Source organism: Microbacterium sp. BK668, from assembly GCF_004362195.1.
GTDB lineage: Bacteria > Actinomycetota > Actinomycetes > Actinomycetales > Microbacteriaceae > Microbacterium.
In genome coordinates this window covers 3,073,085-3,086,142 of record NZ_SNWG01000001.1, presented here as the reverse complement: position 1 = coordinate 3,086,142, position 13,058 = coordinate 3,073,085, and the positions used below count along the sequence as shown (strand labels likewise).

The window sequence follows — 13,058 nt, the reverse complement described above, 5'->3', positions numbered from 1 at the left end:
GCCGTCAGGATCCCGGACGCGGCGGTGCGGTGAGCGCTTCGCGGAGCGCCGCGCGCGCTTCGGGGAGCGAGAAGTACGTCATGTGGTCGCACGCGATACCCGTCCTCACGGCCGCGGGCGACAGGCGTCCGCCGGTGAGGGCCAGGTCGCTCCCGCTCTGCTGGGAGACGGCGATGTCGTTGACAGCGCCGCGGAAGATGCCGCCCACCCCGACGTCGATGACGTCCCCGAGAAGCTTGACGACGAGACCGGGAGCGCGCCCGTCCCTCGACCAGGCCTTCAGCGACCGGTCGCCGAGGATGACCGTGTACGGGACGCCGCGGTCGGCGCCCTCGCGAAGCTGCTGATAGAAGGGGGACGACGGCGCGAGCTGATCCAGGGCGACGTCCACCTTCTCGACCGCAGTCAGGAGGCCGCCGACGACCCGCAGCGGCCAGGCGAGCTCGGGAAGCTTGTTCAGCGCGAAGGCGAGCCACACGGTCGCGAGGTCGACGACGCCCGGAATGGGCGACCCCGCGTTCGGGGTCCCCGCCATGACGAGCCGTGAGACCTCCGGGTAGTGGTCCTCCTTCTCGAGCATCCACCTGCTCACCAGCCCGCCCATGGAGTGCGCCACGATGTCGAGCCTCTTGCCGTGACCGGGGGCGAGGCCCGCCGCGGCGAGCTTCGCGGCGAGATCATGCGCAGTGACCTCGATCGGCGTGTTGATGCTCTCGTAGTCGTACGTCAGCACGAGGTCGTACCCGTCGGCCACGGTGCGGCGGTCATCGGACGTGAAGCAGCCGAGCGTCATGCCCTCCGTGTCGCCGATGATCCCGTGGACGACGAGCAGGATGCGCTGCGCCCGGCCGACGGCACGGCGCACCACGGCCGCGTCGTCCTCGTACGAGATCGAGGAGTCGCCGGCGGGGTCCACGAGGGTCGCGATGGCCAGCCGCGTCACCGTGCCGGTGCGTCCGGTCACGCGATGCCACAGCCGTCGGAAGAGGAGCTTGACCGATCCGACGAACCCCCTCTCCGCTGCTGTGTCGGGGAGGGACGTAATGAGGATCGTGGTGCCTGGGGCGCGCCCGCCGTCGCCGTGACGATCGGCCGCTGCGGTGCCCGCGACGAATCCCACCGGGCGGTAGTCCACTCCGTCGAAGGCGATCGCCAGCACGTGCTCCTCGGGTGCGAGCGCCGTGCCGAGCTGGACGACGAGCGGCGTCTCGCGCGATACGGCGGAGGTGTCCACTCCGGTGAGCTCGAGGACATCGAGCGGCGCATCGACATCTCTCGTGGGAGCCAGCGACAGCGCCCCCCACTCCTGCGGATCGTCCAGCAGAAGCGGCGGGACGAGGGGCGCTCCGAGATCGCGTGTCACCTGCGTCGAGCTGACGAGCCGCGCGGTTCCGCCGAGCCCGGGAGGTGCGATGATCGTCGCGTCTCCCACCACGGCGGCACCGCCGCTGAGATCGACGTCGTCGGCGGGGCGCTCGGCGATCAGGCGGACGGTGGTGGCGGACCAGTCGGTGCGCGGTGCGTCGTCGACAGGCGTCAGGTCTCTCGCGCGCACGGCGCCGAGGAGCGCGTCGAGTGCGTTTCCCGGCGGGGCCGGCGGCGAGGCGGGACCCGCATCGCGTTCGTCGCCCTCGTCGAGGGGAGGCTGCAGCAGCGGGAACGGATCGAACGACTCCGTCGAGACGATGAGCTTGAGCGTGTCGATGCTCCGCCTGGCGCCGGCGGGAGCGTCGGCGGGAAGGTGCGCTCTGAACGTGCGTCGGGTGGTCCCGCCGGCGGGGACGAGCGGTACGCCGGCCGCCAGCGCCGAGGTGATGGCGTACGACCGCGACAGGATGAACAGGCCGCAGTACAGAGCCGAGTCCGTGTGGTTCGTCACCACGACGTCGACGATCTGCGGCTCGTGGACGTCGCCGCGGCGCACGTAGGGGATCACGATGCCGTCCGGCTCGTGCGACACCGGGCCGCGTGCGACCACGTCGACCGTCACGCCCGCGGCCTCGCCCGCGACGCCGGGATTCGCGAGCGCTTCCACCGCCCGCCAGCGCGCGATCCGCTCGAGCGTCGCGGTGACCGTCTGCGCCCCGAGCGGCCCAGCCGTCACCCGCAGCGCCGGGTCGGTCGAGGGGGATGCGTCGAAGACGGCGTAGCCGACGTCCGTCCTCTCCACGCGCAACGGCCCCGCGGGGTCCGCCTCGACCAGGACGGACTCCCGAATGAGACGCTCCAGCTCCGGCTCGTCGGCGGGCAGGGCCACCCCGGTCCGCGGGACGTTCCACCCCGCGACCCTGCCGGCGTAGGCGATCCCGGGTTCCAGTTCCCCGGTCACCAGACGCAGGAGGGTCCGCTGAGGCTGCACATCGAGCGGGGTCATCGTCGCGACCGGCGGCTCATCCGATGCGAGGTCACCCCGCCGCACCTCGATGACGGTGGTGCCGTCGACAGCGGAGGGGACGCCGTGGACGGCTCCGGCATCCATCGATCCCTGACCGGACGCCCGATCGTAGGTCACGACGAATCCGCTCGCGCCTCGGAAGGCACCGGTCAAGACGGATGCCTCGACCGTCGCCCCCTCGATCGCCTCGAGCTGCGGTGTCTGATCCGTGATCCCCATCGCGACGACGGCCTCCCGCACCAGAGGCATGAGCTCCCGGTAGCTGCGTGCCGCGCCCGTGTGCAGGGCGCGCTCGACGGCTGCCGTGAACACGCCGCGGTGGACGCCGCCGAGAAGGCGCTCCTTCGCCCGCTGATCCGGGCGGCATGCCGCGAGCAGGACGTGCGGGCCGGCGAGCGACCACGCGCCGTCGGCGTCGGAGAGCGCTCCGGCGGGGCGCGGAATCACGCGGTCGGCGGTCGGCGCACGCCGGATGAGGACGTCTTCGGCGAGCTCCTCCCGCGTCCCGCTTCCGGAGTGGCACGCGTCGAGGCCCACGATCACCTCCGCCCCGCTGCTCGCGATCGCGGTGATGAGGGTCCCGAGCTCCTTGTCGAGAAGATCCCGCCCCCCGGGGGTGCGGCTGTCGGCGAGCACCAAAGTCTCGTCGTACCCGTCCGGCTCGAGATCGGTCCCCGAGGACGTGGGCGCCTGGGAGCCGTGACCCGAGTACCACAGCAGGGCGGTGTCACCCGTCCCGGCTCGGCCGAGGTGCTCCTCGATCGCGCCGACGAAGGCGGAGCGGGTGGCCTCGGCGTTCCTCAGCATGCGGATCTGCACGCCCGGCACACGCTCTCTCAGAAGGTGCGCCATCGCCTCGGCGTCGGCGACGCAACCCCTCAGCCGCCCGACGGTGCCCGTATACTCGTCGATCCCCACCAGCAATGCGTATGTCGTCACGTCGCCCCCTGACGCTCGGCCCCCTCGCCTTGTGGTCGCCATGCTGGCACAGTTCTTCGCATGGCAGAAGAACGGCACCCGGTCGAGCCGCCCACCATCGCCGAAGTGGTCCTCCGGTGGGCGGAGGGCAGCGCTCCGCTGGGCATCGGCCCCGACGTCACCGGATCGACCGGTCCCGCGCTCGCGAGCATTCCGAGAGCGTGCGCCGGCCTGGTCGCGGTCGATCATCTCGAGGGATTCGCCGACGCCGTCGAAGCCGACGACCCGGCGGCGCGGGCGGCCATGCCCGGCTTCATCGTGGCCGCGAACCGGCTCGTGCGCGAGGCGATGGCCGAGGTCAGCCGACTGGTCTCCGCGAAGGAGCACAGGCCGGTGACCCGGCTGGGGGTGGCGACGGCGCAGCTGCTCGTCGATCTCGGCGGGCCCGAGGCATACCCGGACGCCGCCATCCAGCTGAGGTGGGCGGCTTCGTCGTACTACGCGCTCGGCGACCTCCGCCGGTGCATCGCCGCGTACGGCTCGGCGATCGAGCTGCTCGAGCAGTGCCGGCCCGCGATGGACGAGCTGCTGTCCACCTGCCACGACAATCGCGGGCTCGCCCTCTTCAGCCTCGGCGAGGTCGACGACGGAATCGCCGATGTGATCGCGGCGCGCGACGTGGAGCAGCAGCGGGCACGGCACCTCCGCACGAGCGAGGAGCGTGAGGCGAGCGCCGCGCACCTCGCAGCGATCGAGAGCAACCTCGGCGGCGCGTACGGCGAGGCGGGCGAGTACGGGCTGGCCGCGGCGGCGTACGTGAGGAGCCTCGAGATCCTGGAGGGCCTCCCGGAAGCCCTTGCCGGCGAGCGGACGGGCTTCGTCCTGGACAACCTCGCACTCACCTACACGAGCCTCGGGCGGCTCGACGACGCCCTCCAGACGTACGAGCGCGCGCGGGGCTACCTGCGCGACTCGCCCCCGGCGGTGCGGAAGGTGAACGCCGACGGTCGTGCCCTGGCGCACTCGAGGAAGGGCGATGCCGAGGCGGCGGCCGCGGTGTTCGAGGAGATCCTCGCGCTCGCCGAGGAGGACGTGCGGGCGCGGATCTCTCCGGAGGTGTTCGCCGCCAGCCTCGATCGAGCCGTCGAGAACCTGGTCCCCGCGGACAGCGAGGCGTGGCGAGCGCGGGTCGCCGCGGTGGAGTACGCGGAGGCGGGCGACGACGATCGAGCCGAGGAGCAGTACCGACGCGCGGCCTCGCTTGCCCGGGAGGCGGGCGACCGGCTCACGCAGCTGGTCTGCCTGGCCGCCGGCGCTGCCGTCATCATCCATCGGGATCAGCGGGCCGCGCTGTCCGCCGCATCGGAGGTGCGCCAGGTGGCTCTCGCCGAGGGACTGGCGACTCCGGTCGTGCTCGCCAACGCCGCGGCGAGCGCTCTCCTGGCGAGCGGCGTCGAACCCGTCGACCGGAACACCGATCTCGTCACGGTGTCGCTCGAGAGCCGCTTCCTCATCGACCTCCTGGCCGAGCAGATGGAGAGCTACCCCGAGGAGATCCGAGCACGATTGACCGGCGCCGATCCGGGCGTGCTCGCGCAGCGGCTGGGGACGGCCGCCATGCGCTCCCTGGCGTATGCGAGGGCGACGGAGTACCTCTTCGAGTCTCTCCAGTTCGCCATCGCCCTGGGGCGGGAGGAATCCATCGTCATCAGGCTGGATCGGCTTCGCCGCGCACTCGTCGCGGGCAAGCGCGATCCCGACCTCCTGCACGTCGTCCTCGAGCGGCTGCGCGAGTTCGCCGACACGGCGGCACGGGATGACGTGCGACTGCGCGCGCTGCTGAGTCTCGGCGAGCACGAGGCGTACAACGGCGAGCCCTCTCGCGCAGTGGCGGATCTGCGCGCCGCCGTCGAACCCCTCGAACGGGTGCGGAGCGCCCGCGGGGCGGCGGCATCCGATCTCGATCGATTCGACTCGGTCAATCAGCTCTATCCCGTGCTCGTCGAGGCGCTGCTCGAGTCGGACGGCTCGGACGCGCCGGCCCAGGAGGCGTACGAGCACCTGCAGGTCGCCCGGGCGCGCACCGTGATGGAGTCCCTTCACGCACAGGTCGGCGCCGCCGGCGCGTACACACCGCCGAAGCTCGAGGAGACGGTCGCCCTCCTCGCCGGCCTTCCCCGCCCGACGGCTGCCGTGGAGATCCTCGTGAGACAGTCGGGACTCACGGCGCTGATCGTGCAGGCCGGCGGCGTCGCGCGCGTCGACGCTTCCGGCGACCCCGATTCGCTCTGGACCGTGATGGCGGGCGACGTCCGCGAGCGCGCCGCCGAGACGGTCGAGCTCGTGCGCACGTCGACGCTGCTTCGCGACCTCGTCAAGCGCGTCGAGTCGGCGCTGGCGCCCGGCGTGGCGGTGCTCCTCTCCGTGGACGACGGCCTCGCGAACCTTCCCTTCCACGCCGTCGCGCTCGGCGGCGGCTACTGGAGCGATGTGCGCTCGATCGGCAGGATCCCCGCCATCGCGATGCTGCGATACGCGCCGCGCGAGCGACCCGCGCATGTCTCAGTGGTGGCGGGCGATTCGGCGGGCGACCTTCCGGGCGCGGCTCAGGAATGCGCGCACGTCGGGGACGTGCTCCAGGCGCGGCCCCTGCTCCGAGACGACTGCACGCTCGACGCATTCGCGGCGGCGATCCGCGGCAAGGACGTGGAGATCGTGCACCTGGCGGTGCACGGTCGCGCCGACGCCCGCCGAGGTGGTCGCGCGGGTCTGCTGTTCGCCGGCAACGAGGGCGGAGCCCAGTGGGCGAGATTCGACGATCTGGCCGTGCTGCCGTGGCGTGCTCGCCTCATCGTGTTCTCCGGCTGCAGCACGGCGGTCGGCGGTCCGCGAGACGGTAGGGGCCTGTACGGCATCGCGCAGCTGGCCACGCGAGCGGGTGCGCTCTCCACCATCGCGAGCCTGTGGCCGGTGAACGACCGGAGCGCGGCGGTCTTCATGATCGAGTTCTATTCCGCCCTGTCCCGCGCGCGCGACGGCCAGGACCAGGTCGATCTGCGGGCGGTGATGGATGCCGCGCGCTCCGGCCTGCGCCGCTGGCTCTCCGGCGAGCCCGCGTCTCAGGCGAGCTCGGACATCGGACGGCCCGTGGGGGATGCGACCGCCCACGCCCGGGACGGTCGGGACCTCACTCCCGTCGACAGTCAGCTGGGCATCCCGGTCACCGTGCGCGAACCCGAGACGAGGGACCTGCTGCACTGGGCGCCGTTCGTGCTGATCGGGGACCCCGTCCTGCGCTTCTCGGGATGAACCTGGGAGTGCCCGCCACGGCGGGTCGCGCGCTGTCGTCACCCGCCACGGCGGGTCGCGCAGCGGACCCCGGGCGCGAGCGGTGTGACAGGCTGGAGGGGTGAGGATCGAGCCGCCCGCACCCAGTGAGCCGCGCCGCCCATCGGGTCCGCGGGATCCGGGGGACGCCTGGGTCGTCGCTCCCGACGGCGCCCGCTACTGGGGACGCTTCGGTGCGGCCGGCCTGCTGGCGGTGGACGACCGTCGCCGCGTGCTGCTGCAGCACCGGGTGACATGGAGCCACCACGGCGACACGTGGGCGCTTCCCGGCGGCGCGCGTCACGAGGGCGAATCGGCGTGCGACGGGGCGCTGCGCGAGGCGGCGGAGGAGGCGGGCGTACCCGACGGGTCGATCCGCCCCCGCCTCCTGAGCCTCCTCGAGCTGGGCTATTGGAGCTACACGACGCTCGTCGGGGACGTGGCGCGGCCGTTCGAGCCGCGGATCTCGGATCCGGAGAGCCACGAGCTGGCGTGGGTTCCCGGGAGGGAGGTCGTCTCGCGACCTCTTCACCCGGGCTTCGCGGAGTCGTGGGCGAAGCTCGAGCCGCTGCTCGACGTGCGCCCCGCGGTCGTCGTCGATGCGGCGAATGTCGTGGGCTCCGTCCCGGACGGGTGGTGGCGCGATCGGGCGGGGGCGGCGGAACGGCTGCTCTCCCGCGTCGCCGCGCTGGCCGCCACGGGGGTTCCCGCCGATGCCCTTGGGCTGCCGGAGCACACGTGGTTCCCCGAGTGGTCGGTCGTCGTGGAGGGTCGGGCGCGCGACGTGCCGTCCCGCTGGGACGCGGTCCGCCTCGTGCACGCCCCGGCGTCGGGCGACGACGCGATCGTGTCGGAGACCGAGCGTCTGATCGCCGCCGGGCGGCGGGTCGCGGTCGTCACGAGCGACCGCGGTCTGGGTGACCGGGTGACGGATGCCGGGGCATCCGTCCGCGGCGCGCGCTGGCTGCTGGATCTGCTGCCGTAGTCAGTCACGGCGGCGAAGGCGGTCGATCTCGCGCCGTTCGCGTTTGGTCGGTCGTCCGGCGCCACGGTCGCGCACCGGCACGAACGCCGCCATCTCCCTCGGAGGCGGAGGGGGTGTCTTGTCCTCCATCGCCTCGGCCGCGACGGCCGCTCCCACGCGCTTCGTGATCGGCTGCTTCACCACGAGGATGCGATCGAAGCCCGCGATCCGCACGCGCAGCTCGTCGCCCGGCCGGACGGGCTGGGCGGCCTTCGCGCGCTCCCCGTTGACGCGCACATGCCCGGCACGGCATGCGGTGGTGGCGGCCGAGCGGGTCTTGTAGACCCGCACGGCCCACAGCCATGCGTCCACGCGCGCCGACGTCGATCCCGCCGTCATGCGGCTTCGACCGCCCGATGTCGCTCGGAGGCGTCGCGGAGCCGGTCGGCGACGACGACGCCGGCCGCCAGCAGTCCCTGACCGAGACAGTAGGTGAGCATCACGAGCGGGCTCGTCCAGCCGGGCATCGCCTCGGGGGTGAAGAGCCGGAAGGCGAGGAGCGTGTCGGATGCGAGGAAGAGCGCACCGCCCCATGCGATCAGGGGATGGCAGCGGGATGCCGCGGCCGCCGTTCCGGCGAGCACCAGGCCGTAGAGCGCCACCGGGATGAGGAGTGCTTCGAGCGTCGGCCAGAGCACCAGGAGGAGACCTATCCACCAGCAGCCGTAGAGGGCAGACCACAGTGGGAGGGGCCGGACGGCGAGCACCCGCCAGAACAGCCAGATGTAGCAGACGTGCGCGAGGCCGAAGCAGAGGAGCATCACGGGCAGCTCCGGAGCGGTCGGGAAGAAGGTGGCCGCCCCGTCCCCCAGCCATGAGAACGCGAGCGCGAGGAAGAGCACCGTGTAGGTCGTGCCCCAGCGCGATCCACGGCCCGCCCAGAGCACCGCGAGCGCCAGGAGGGGCATCAGCAGCAGCTTCGTGGCCGCGGCGGCGTCCCGGGCGCCCAGTGCCAGCGCTCCGATATGAAGAAGGGCGATGCCCGCGTAGAGCGCGAAGCCCCACCACCAGCGCGCGCGAGGGAGGGTGGACACGAGGTCAATCGTAAGTCGGTGACCGTGTCGGTGTCGGTGACCGTGTCGGTGACCGTGTCAGCGGAGATCGAGGACGACGACCGGGCGGTCCGGCTTCTGCCGCGCGACCTCTCGGAAGCCGGCGTCCTGGAAGGTCGTGAGAACGCCGTGGTACAGGTCGTCGACGGGATGCTTCCCTACGGTCGCGTCGATGGGATACGCCTCGATCACGCGTGCGCCGTTCTCCCTCGCGAAGTCGATCGCCACCGCGAGCAGCTTCGCGTTGAGTCCTCTGCCGCGATGCTCCTTGCGCACGACGAAGCAGCTCACCGTCCACACCGACGCGTCGTCGAGCGGCTCGGCGGTCGCGGCCACGATGGCTCGCGTCCGCGTGATCCGCCGGTGCAGGGTGCGGGGACCGACCCGCACCCAGCCGGCCGCCTCTCCGTCGACGTAGGCGACGAATCCCGGCGGGGGACCCGCCGCGATCTCGTGCTCGAACAGCTCCCGCCGCTGCGGCTGGCTGGTGCGGTTCCATTCGGCGTTGGTGAGCGTGAACCACTGGCACTGGCATCCGCGGCCGTCGCCGCCCCCGTCGAAGGCGTGCTGCACGTCGTCGAAGCGGGCGAATGTCGCGGGCTCGGTCGTGATCGTCGGCATGGGGCGAACCTATCGGCGCCCTCGGACACCGGGCAGGGTGAGCGCCACGCCCGGCCGATCCCATCGGTTCGCGAGCGCGCGGACGAGCGGGTAGGATAGTCGAGTTGCCCGCTTGCGGGCATCGGGATGTGGCGCAGCTTGGTAGCGCACTTGACTGGGGGTCAAGGGGTCGCAGGTTCAAATCCTGTCATCCCGACCAAAGGATGAAGGGTCGGCCGTGAGGCCGGCCCTTCATCCTTTGGTGCAGGTGACCGTTGCAGTGGAACCTGCTTCAGGCGGTCCCGCGCCGCAGAGGCTCCGCGCGACGCGGAGCGGCGCGTGGAGGAGCGGCGCGGCCAAATCCTGTCATCCCGACCGGAAGAAGAAGGGTCGGCCGTCAGGCCGGCCCTTCTTCTATCCTCCGGACCGTGTGATCGGACCGAGCGGCCCGATCCGGGTCAGCGCACGACGGGGTCCTTCTGCCCGCTGCCGCTCTTCTCGGCCGCTCGTGCGCGGGCCCGGGCGACGATGCGACCGCGGATCGCGAAGGCGAGCACGGCGATGAGCAGCACGTAGAGACCGATCGTGATCGGGCTGTGCACGAGCACGGAGAAGTCGCCGTTGGAGCTCATCGTGGCATCCCTCAGACTCGTCTCCGCGAGCGGGCCGAGCACCATGCCGATGATCAGCGGTGCGAGGGGGAAGGCCATCGCCCGGAGGAGGAATCCGACCACCCCGATGGCCAAGAGGATCAACAGGTCGATGACCGACCCCGACGTGGCGTAGATCCCCAGCGCGCAGAAGACGGTGATGCCGGCGAAGAGGTAGGGGCGGGGGATGAGAAGCAGCTTCGCCCACAGCATCGCGAACGGCAGGTTGAGGATGAGCAGGACGATCATCGCGATGAAGAAGCTGGCGAGCAGCGACCAGACCAGGGCCGGGGCGCGGTCGAAGAGCAGCGGACCGGGCTGCAGTCCGTACTGGCGGAACGCAGCCAGCATGATCGCGGCGGTGGCCGACACCGGGAGCCCGAGGGCAAGCAGGGCACCCATCGCCATGCCGGTGGTCGAATTGCCGGCGGCCTCGGGTGCTGCAAGACCCCGCACCGCTCCCTTCCCGAACTGCGGCTCGGGGCGACGCGCATCCAGCCGCTTCTCCAGCCCGTAGGCGAGGAAGGTCGGGATCTCCGAGCCGCCTGCGGGGATCACGCCGAAGGGGAGCCCGATCGCCGTGCCGCGAAGCCAGGCCGGGGTGGCCTCCCTGAACTCCTTCCGACTGAGCCAGGGGCGCCCCTTGGCGCGGAGCAGCTTCCCGTTCGAGGTGTGTCGTTCGAGGCAGGCCACATAGATGACCTCGCCGAGGGCGAGGATGCCGACGCTCACCGTGACGAGCGACACCCCGTCGAAGAGGTACGGCGAGTCCATGGTGAAGCGCGGGGCACCCGACACGGCGTCGATTCCGATGACGGCGATGCCGAGCCCGATGAACAGCGACGTGAGGCCCTTCAGAGCGTTGTCGGTCACCACCGAGGACGTCGCCGCGAACGCGAAGATCGCGAGGGCGAAGAACTCGGCGGGGCCGAAACGACTGGAGAACTCGGCCAGCGCGGGGGCGAGGAAGACCAGCAGGACGCACGCGACGAACCCGCCGATGAACGCGCCGATCGCGGCGGTCGCGAGCGCCTGCGCGGCGCGACCGTTGAGGGCCATCTTGTGCCCCTCGAAGGTCGAGGCGATCGCCGATGCCTGGCCCGGGGTGTTCATCAGGATCCCCATCGTCGAGTCGCCGAAGAGGCCGCCGAAGTAGACGCCCGCGAACATGATGAACGCGGCCGTCGGGTCGAGGGAGAAGGTGATGGGGAGGAGGAGGGCGACCGCCATCGACGAGCCCAGCCCGGGCAGGACGCCGACCGCGGTGCCGAGGAGGCATCCGATCACCACCCACATCAGATTGATCGGCGTCAAGGCGGCGGCGAACCCCTCGCCGAGCATCTGCAGAGCGTCCATCGTCAGAAACCTCCGAGGATGCCGGAGGGCAGCGGCAGCCCGAGCACCATGTCGAAACCGATATAGGCGAGCGCGCTCACCGTGAAGCCCACGATGAGACTCGAGACGGGCTTCGTGGATCCGAAGCCCCTGGCGACGCACCAGAAGAGCAGGCCGGCCGCGATGACCCAGCCGAGCACGTCGAGCACGAGCGCGAAGACGAAGAACGAGCCGACCACCCACAGGAGCGAGCGCACGTCGACGCGGACGTTGCGGGGGGCCGGCGCCGGCTCGTCGCCCGCGCCGATCTGGAGTGCTGCGACCTGGGGATCCGGCATCCCGCGCACCTCGCGGAGCGCCGACACGGTCAGCGCGATCGCGAAGCCGTAGAGCCCGAGGACGATGATCGCCGGGAAGAACTGCGGGCCGGGGAAGACGGTCGAGCTCGGTACGCGCATCGTGAAGATGCCGACCAGCAGATACGTCGCGAAGGCGACGACGACGACGGGCATCGTCAGCCCCTTGAGGAGTGCGGCGATCCCCGGCCGGGAGACCAGTCGGAGGCGATCGCCGATGACGGCGGATGCCGATGTGGGATTGGTGGGAAAGGTCACAGGCCCATCTCCTCGTAGAGGGTGCGGATGCGTGCTTCCTCGTCGGCGAGGAAGGCGGTCAGGTCGTCGCCGGTGATCACGCGCTCGGTCCAGTGATAGCGATCGATCGCGTCTCGCCATTGCGGCGTGTCGAGGGTGTCGAGCACGAGCTGCGTCAGGTCCTCCACGGCGCCCTCCTCGAGGTCAGCGGGGGCGGCCACCATGCGCCAGTTCGTGAGGGTGACGTCGTAGCCCTGCTCAGCGGCGGTCGGGATGTCGATACCCGCGACGGGTTCGTGCGCGACGAAGGCCAGGGCCCGCAGGCGACCGGCTTCGATCTGGTCGAAGTTGTCGGGGTACCCTCCCGCCGCAGCCCGGGCGGTGCCGTTCAGCAGCGCCTGGATGGCCTCGCCGCCCCCGTCCGAGGAGATGTAGGTGGTTTCGGCCGGGTCGATGCCGGCGGCCAGGGCGAGGTCGGTCACCACGAGCTGATCGAAAGATCCGCCGCCGGTCCACGGAAGGGCTCGCGGGTCGTCCCGCCAGGCGGCGACGAGGTCGTCGAGCGTCTCGTACGGCGAGTCGGCGGGCACGACGATGACGTCGTACTCCTCGACGAGCACCGCGAGGGGGGTGACGTCTCCGAGGGTCGCCGCCGAGTCGAACTGGACCGTCGCCGCGAGAAGGCCGGTGCCGCCGACGAGCAGGTTGTTCGCCTGGCCGTTGAGGACAGACACGTTCCCGAGGGCGATCGTCCCGCCCGCGCCGGGCATGTTCACCACCTGAACGTTGTTCACCAGGCCGTTCGCCTTCTGCGCCTGCTGCATCTCGCGCGCCACGCCGTCCCATCCACCGCCGGCGGCTGCGGGGGCGATGATCGTCATGGAGGCGCTGATCTCCTGGCTGGACGCCGCCGAGCTGATCGAACCGAACACGGCGACGCCCACCGCGACGGCCGCGATGAGGCTGCCGACGGTACGGCCGATCACTCGTCCGGCACGGGACCGGCGGGCGGCCGGGGACTCCTGGGTCATCTCTGCTCCCTTCGCGCGGACGTCTTCGTCGCCGCGGGATCGACCTAGGATGGCACCGCCGGTCCGACGCGGAAGGCCGTTCGCTCTTTGTTCTCTTAAGTGCCGATGCGTCGGCCGGCCCCCGCGCACCGGG

At 71.5% G+C, this 13,058-nt stretch carries 9 protein-coding genes and 1 tRNA gene; 3 read left to right on the top strand and 7 right to left on the bottom strand.

Annotated features, from left to right (window positions below):
- Positions 1 to 4 precede the first annotated feature (4 nt).
- Positions 5 to 3,334: a caspase family protein gene (locus EV279_RS13870; protein WP_166644519.1), complete on the bottom strand. Its 3,330-nt coding sequence runs from the start codon at positions 3,332 to 3,334 to the stop codon at positions 5 to 7.
- A gap of 60 nt (positions 3,335 to 3,394) precedes the next feature.
- Between EV279_RS13870 and EV279_RS13865 the strand changes: the two genes are divergently transcribed.
- Both EV279_RS13865 and EV279_RS13860 read left to right on the top strand, forming a co-directional pair.
- The gene (locus EV279_RS13865) at positions 3,395 to 6,622 is read left to right on the top strand and encodes a CHAT domain-containing tetratricopeptide repeat protein (protein ID WP_133544412.1); all 3,228 of its coding nucleotides are present in this window, start codon (positions 3,395 to 3,397) and stop codon (positions 6,620 to 6,622) included.
- A gap of 100 nt (positions 6,623 to 6,722) precedes the next feature.
- The gene (locus tag EV279_RS13860) at positions 6,723 to 7,625 is read left to right on the top strand and encodes an NUDIX domain-containing protein (protein ID WP_133544410.1); all 903 of its coding nucleotides are present in this window, start codon (positions 6,723 to 6,725) and stop codon (positions 7,623 to 7,625) included.
- Here EV279_RS13860 and EV279_RS13855 read toward each other — a convergent pair whose 3' ends face one another.
- From EV279_RS13855 to EV279_RS13845, 3 genes are read right to left on the bottom strand one after another with little or no spacing between them, the layout of a single operon-like run.
- On the bottom strand, positions 7,626 to 8,003 hold the full coding sequence (locus EV279_RS13855) for an RNA-binding S4 domain-containing protein (protein ID WP_133544408.1): 378 nt from the start codon (positions 8,001 to 8,003) through the stop codon (positions 7,626 to 7,628).
- Entirely contained in the window at positions 8,000 to 8,698 is a 699-nt protein-coding gene (locus EV279_RS13850) for a lysoplasmalogenase (protein ID WP_243728577.1), read from the bottom strand. Before EV279_RS13850 ends, EV279_RS13855 begins: the two co-directional genes overlap by 4 nt.
- Before the next feature lie 57 nt (positions 8,699 to 8,755).
- Positions 8,756 to 9,337: a GNAT family N-acetyltransferase gene (locus tag EV279_RS13845; protein WP_133544407.1), complete on the bottom strand. Its 582-nt coding sequence runs from the start codon at positions 9,335 to 9,337 to the stop codon at positions 8,756 to 8,758.
- 122 nt (positions 9,338 to 9,459) lie between these two features.
- Between EV279_RS13845 and EV279_RS13840 the strand changes: the two genes are divergently transcribed.
- Positions 9,460 to 9,536 (top strand) — tRNA-Pro (locus EV279_RS13840).
- 238 nt (positions 9,537 to 9,774) lie between these two features.
- On the opposite strand, the gene EV279_RS13835 is transcribed toward EV279_RS13840, so the two are convergent.
- Genes EV279_RS13835 through EV279_RS13825 form a run of 3 tightly spaced genes read right to left on the bottom strand, consistent with a single transcriptional unit; the run spans position 9,775 to position 12,925 of the window.
- The gene (locus EV279_RS13835) at positions 9,775 to 11,322 is read right to left on the bottom strand and encodes a tripartite tricarboxylate transporter permease (protein WP_133544405.1); all 1,548 of its coding nucleotides are present in this window, start codon (positions 11,320 to 11,322) and stop codon (positions 9,775 to 9,777) included.
- A gap of 2 nt (positions 11,323 to 11,324) precedes the next feature.
- Positions 11,325 to 11,915, bottom strand: a complete 591-nt coding sequence (locus EV279_RS13830; RefSeq protein WP_133544403.1) for a tripartite tricarboxylate transporter TctB family protein — start codon at positions 11,913 to 11,915, stop codon at positions 11,325 to 11,327.
- The gene (locus tag EV279_RS13825; RefSeq protein WP_133544401.1) at positions 11,912 to 12,925 is read right to left on the bottom strand and encodes a tripartite tricarboxylate transporter substrate-binding protein; all 1,014 of its coding nucleotides are present in this window, start codon (positions 12,923 to 12,925) and stop codon (positions 11,912 to 11,914) included. Before EV279_RS13825 ends, EV279_RS13830 begins: the two co-directional genes overlap by 4 nt.
- Positions 12,926 to 13,058: the final 133 nt, after the last annotated feature.